The 4,340-nt window shown below is 74.3% G+C and carries 5 protein-coding genes; 1 reads left to right on the forward strand and 4 read right to left on the reverse strand.

Going from position 1 to position 4,340, the window contains the following annotated elements:
• From AOK24_RS17950 to AOK24_RS17965, 4 genes are all read right to left on the reverse strand, one after another.
• The coding region (locus AOK24_RS17950) for an ABC transporter ATP-binding protein (protein ID WP_055721091.1) at positions 1–613 on the reverse strand (613 nt) is incomplete at its 3' end.
• Complete coding sequence (locus AOK24_RS17955) at positions 613–885, reverse strand: SHOCT domain-containing protein (protein ID WP_050374957.1); 273 nt, start codon at positions 883–885, stop codon at positions 613–615. The genes AOK24_RS17955 and AOK24_RS17950, both read right to left, overlap by 1 nt.
• Before the next feature lie 147 nt (positions 886–1,032).
• Positions 1,033–1,935: an NAD(P)-dependent oxidoreductase gene (locus AOK24_RS17960; protein ID WP_055721092.1), complete on the reverse strand. Its 903-nt coding sequence runs from the start codon at positions 1,933–1,935 to the stop codon at positions 1,033–1,035.
• Between the two features lie 139 nt (positions 1,936–2,074).
• The gene (locus AOK24_RS17965) at positions 2,075–3,574 is read right to left on the reverse strand and encodes a ketol-acid reductoisomerase (protein ID WP_055721093.1); all 1,500 of its coding nucleotides are present in this window, start codon (positions 3,572–3,574) and stop codon (positions 2,075–2,077) included.
• A gap of 88 nt (positions 3,575–3,662) precedes the next feature.
• On the opposite strand from AOK24_RS17965, the gene AOK24_RS17970 reads away from it, so the two are divergent.
• The coding region (locus tag AOK24_RS17970) for a LysR substrate-binding domain-containing protein (protein ID WP_240553988.1) at positions 3,663–4,340 on the forward strand (678 nt) is incomplete at its 3' end.

A 4,340-nucleotide genomic window follows, 5' to 3' on the forward strand; every position in this document is an offset into this window, starting at 1 on the left:
GGTCGTGGGTGACCATGACGACCGCGCGGCCGGTCTCGCGGGCCGTACGGCCGAGGAGGCCGAGGACCTCCTCGCCCGCGCGCGAGTCGAGGTTGCCGGTGGGCTCGTCGGCGAAGACGACGTCGGGGCGGCCGGCGAAGGCGCGGGCCACGGCGACGCGCTGCTGCTGGCCGCCGGAGAGCTGCGAAGGGCGGTGGTGGAGCCGGTCGCGCAGGCCGACGACGTCGATGAGCGCGTCGATCCACTCGCCGTCCCCGCGGCGCCCGGCGAGGTCGAGGGGCAGCCGGATGTTCTCGGCGACAGTGAGCGTCGGCAGCAGGTTGAACGCCTGGAACACGAACCCCACCCGATCCCGGCGCAGCGCGGTGAGCCGCCGGTCGTCCAGCGCGCCCAGCTCGGTGTCACCGATCCACGCGGCCCCCGAGGTCAGCGTGTCGAGCCCCGCCGCGCAGTGCATCAGCGTCGACTTCCCCGACCCGGACGGCCCCATGATCGCGGTGAACCGCCCGGCCGGGAACTCCACACTCACGCCGTCCAGCGCGCGTACGGCGGTGTCGCCGGCGCCGTACACCTTCACGGCGCCGGTGACCCGCGCGGCGGCCGTCGTCGCCATCACGCGTCACCGCCCTTGCGCCCGAAGTGCTCCTCCAGCACCGACTGGCGGCGCCAGTACTCCTCTTCGTCGATCTCCCCGGCGGCGAAGCGGCGCCCGAGGACGGCGAGGGGCGCGTCCCCGAGGGGGCGTGCGCCGGGGCGTGTGCGCCCGCGCCAGCCACCCGTACGGCGTACGACGGTGACGACCGCGGCCACGGCAGCCGCCCAGAACAGGGGGAACAGCAGGATCCAGGGGCCGGGGCCGCCGTATCCGCTCGCGAGGGTGTCCATCGCCGGTCATCTCCTTCGGCAGCGCTTCGTCTGACACTGCCGAGGCTCTCGCCGGGAGGGGGGTGGGGGCGTCGCACGGGTGGCGGCACCTCGCGTACCTCCGGGGGAGTACGTGAGGGCGCGCGAGGTACTCCCCCCGGGGGCGGATCAGGTGTTCCGGGCCCCGCCGGGTTCCGAGTCCGTGTCGAAGCTCGCGAAGTACGCCGCCGCCATGTCCTCCTCGCCGTGTCCCGACGCGGCGGCCCGGGCCAGGCGTTCGGCGGCGGCCTCGGCGACGTCGAGGCGGACGCCGTGGGCGCGGCCCGCCTCGACGATCAGGCGGGCGTCCTTCTCGGCCGTCGTCACGCCGAACTGGGCCGGGGAGAGCCGGTCTTCGAGGATGAGGGCCGTCTTGGCGCGCAGGTAGCCCATGTCGAGGGGGCCGCCGGCGATGAGGGCGAAGAAGACCTGGGGGTCGACGTCGAGGGACTGGGCGAGGGCGAGGACCTCGCCGGTGGCCGCGGTGGCGGCCAACACCCAGCTGTTCGCGACCAGTTTGAGGCGGGTCGCGCCGCCCGGTTCCTCGCCGGTCCACACGGTGCGGGCGCCGACCGCGTCGAACACCGGGGCCACGGCGACGCGTTGGGACTCGGCGCCGGCCGCCAGCACCGTGAGCTGCCCCGCCTCGGCCGGCTGCCGGGTGCCGAGGACGGGCGCGTCGAAGAACACCAGGCCGTGGCCCCGGGCGAACTCCGCGAGCTCCGCGACGGAGTCGAGCGCGGCGGTGGTCGACTGCACCCACAGCGTCCCCTCCCCGAGGCCCGGCAGCGCGTCACGCATGACGTCCCGGACCGCGCCGCCGTCGTACAGCATGGTGACGACGGCGTCCGCGCCGCGCACCGCCTCGGCGGCGGAGTCGACGACGGTGACCCCGTCGGCGGTCAGCGGTTCGGCCTTGGCCCGGGTGCGGTTCCAGGCACGGACGGTGTGCCCGGCGCGGGCGAGGTTGCGGGCCATCGCGGCGCCCATGATGCCGGTGCCGAGGACGGTCACGGTGAGTTTCTCGGTCATGACGTCAGCTTCCTGATACGGCGGGGGTGTTCCCGGTCCAGCGGGGTGGTCCCGCCCATCCTCGCTGCTCACGCGGGCGTCGGGCGAACTGACGCGGCCGGCGCGGGCGTCACCCGAACCCCGCTCTCACCAGCCCTCGTCACGCCACGGAGATGTCCACGGACGGCCGCAACCGGGCCGCCGCGGCCAGTGCCCGATGGGCCGGGTGCTGGTCGAACGCCGTCAACAGGCTGCCGTCGGCGGGGAGTTCGGCCGCCGGGAACGCGACCTGTTCGTACGCCGCCTGGAACCGCGGCCCCCAGCGCCGGGCCCCGAGCCGGGCGGTTCGCGAGCAGTTGTCGACCATGTGGGCCACGTCGCGGGCGTGCATGTACGGCAGCAGCGAGTCGACGGCTTCGATCACCGACTCGTTGACGATCTCCGACCAGGGGTGCCCGCGCTCGGCGAACTCGTCGATCTGGGCGACCATCGTCGCGACGAACACCCCGGCGGTGAACGGCTCGACACTGAACGACCGGCCGGTGTCGCCGAGTTGACCGCGCCGGGCGTGCACCCGGGGCGCCACCGCCCACATCGGCGACCCACCGATCCGGCTCATCTCCCGCGCCGCGAGCCGCCGTTCGGCGAGGATCACGCTGCGCAGCTCGGTCCCGTCGGCGACCTCGTCGTAGATCTCGGCGACGATCTCCCGCGCGGGCCCGTACGACGCGGTGTACGCGCGGTCGAAGACGTCCCGCCCCTCGGCGCCCAACTCCTCGCGCACGGCGCGGAGTCCGGCGCGCGAGATGGTCCGGGCGATCGGCCCGGTCACCGCCTCGCAGGACCTCGTGTACGCCGTGACCTCGTCGTCCCCGGCCAGCCGGAACCGTCCGTACAGGCTCTCGACCATGCCGTGCACGGCGCCGAGCAGGATGGCGCGTTCGCCGACGATGTCCGAGAGGTACTCGCTCTCCAGGGTGGTCCGGAAGGTGTACGGCGCCCCGAGGGCGACCGACCAGCCGAGCGCGAGGTCGGTGGCGCGGCCGTCGGGGTCGGCGTGCACGGCGAAACTGCTGTTGATCCCGGCGCCGTTGACCTGCGCGCCCTGTTCGTAGAGGCGGCGGACGGAGTCGCCCATGCCCTTGGGGCAGACGGCGATGACACCGTGTCCGGGCGGGAACTCCCCGCCGGTCTCGCGGAGATGGCCGAGGAGGAAGCCGTGCGAGAGCCCGATGACGGCGCCGGGCTTCAACACGCCGAAGATCTCCGCGTGTTGGGCCGCGAGGGCCGCGTCCGAGACGAGGAGGATGACGAGGTCGCTCTCGGCCGCGACCGCGAGCCAGTCGCCGAGGGTGCCGTCCTCCTCGGTGAAGCCGAGGGCGCGGGCGTCGGCGGCCGAGCGGGAGCCGGGGCGCAGTCCGACGGCGACCCGGATCGGTGAACCGGCAAGGGAGTCACGGAGGTTGAGGGCCTGGGCTCGGCCCTGCGGGCCCCAGCCGAGGACGCCGATCCGCTCGACGCCCGCGAACGCCCGGGGCAGGAGGGGGAAGAGGTGGCGTCCGCCGGGGAGGACGGTCTCCGTGCCGCCGGGGACGTCGAGCGTGTCGAGGGGGAAGACGCGGGAGGTGAAGGCCGTGTCCGGGGTGCGGGAGGAGGTCATGTCCGAGTTGTAGGCTCCGGCCGGATGTTGCGACAAGCGCAACTCTCGCATCGCGGCGTTGCATGAAGCGAAAGGTCCAGGTCAGGGTATGCGGGACGAGCACCGGGAGCTGCGCCTCTTCCTCCACTTGACGCAGTCGCTGAACTTCGGCCGGACCAGCCTGGACTGCCACGTCAGTCCGGCGACGCTCACCCGGACCGTGCAGCGGCTGGAGACGGACCTCGGTCACCGGCTCTTCGACCGGGGTCCGCGCGGCGTCGCGCTCACCGCCGAAGGTCACCGGTTCCGCGAATACGCCGTCCAGGCGCTGGAGTTGTGGCGCGCGTACCGCGAGGAGCGTCCCGACCCGGCCCAACTCACCGGCCGCCTCTCGGTGTTCGCGACGGTGACGGCCTGCCAGGCGCTGCTGCCCGACCTGTTGGCCCCGTTCCGCGCGGCCCACCCGCAGGTACGGCTGGACCTGCGCACCGGGGACGCGGCGGCGGCCCTGGCCCGGCTGGACGAGGGGGACGCGGACGTCGCCGTCGCGGGGATTCCGGAGCGGCTCCCGGAGGGGTTGGCGAGCAGGACGGTGGCGCGGACGGAGCTGGTGTTCGTGACGAGGCGGAGCGCGGAGGGGCGTGCCGGGGACGCGGGGGCGGCGGATGCCGAGGGGAAGCGCACGGCACGGGAGCAGCACGCAGAAGGGCAGCGCATCGGCGGCGAACACCCGAAGTCGACGCGCGCCGAGGGCATCCTCACCGGCGGCGAACACCCGCCCCCCGCC

This window comes from Streptomyces niveiscabiei (genome assembly GCF_001419795.1).
Lineage (GTDB): Bacteria > Actinomycetota > Actinomycetes > Streptomycetales > Streptomycetaceae > Streptomyces > Streptomyces niveiscabiei.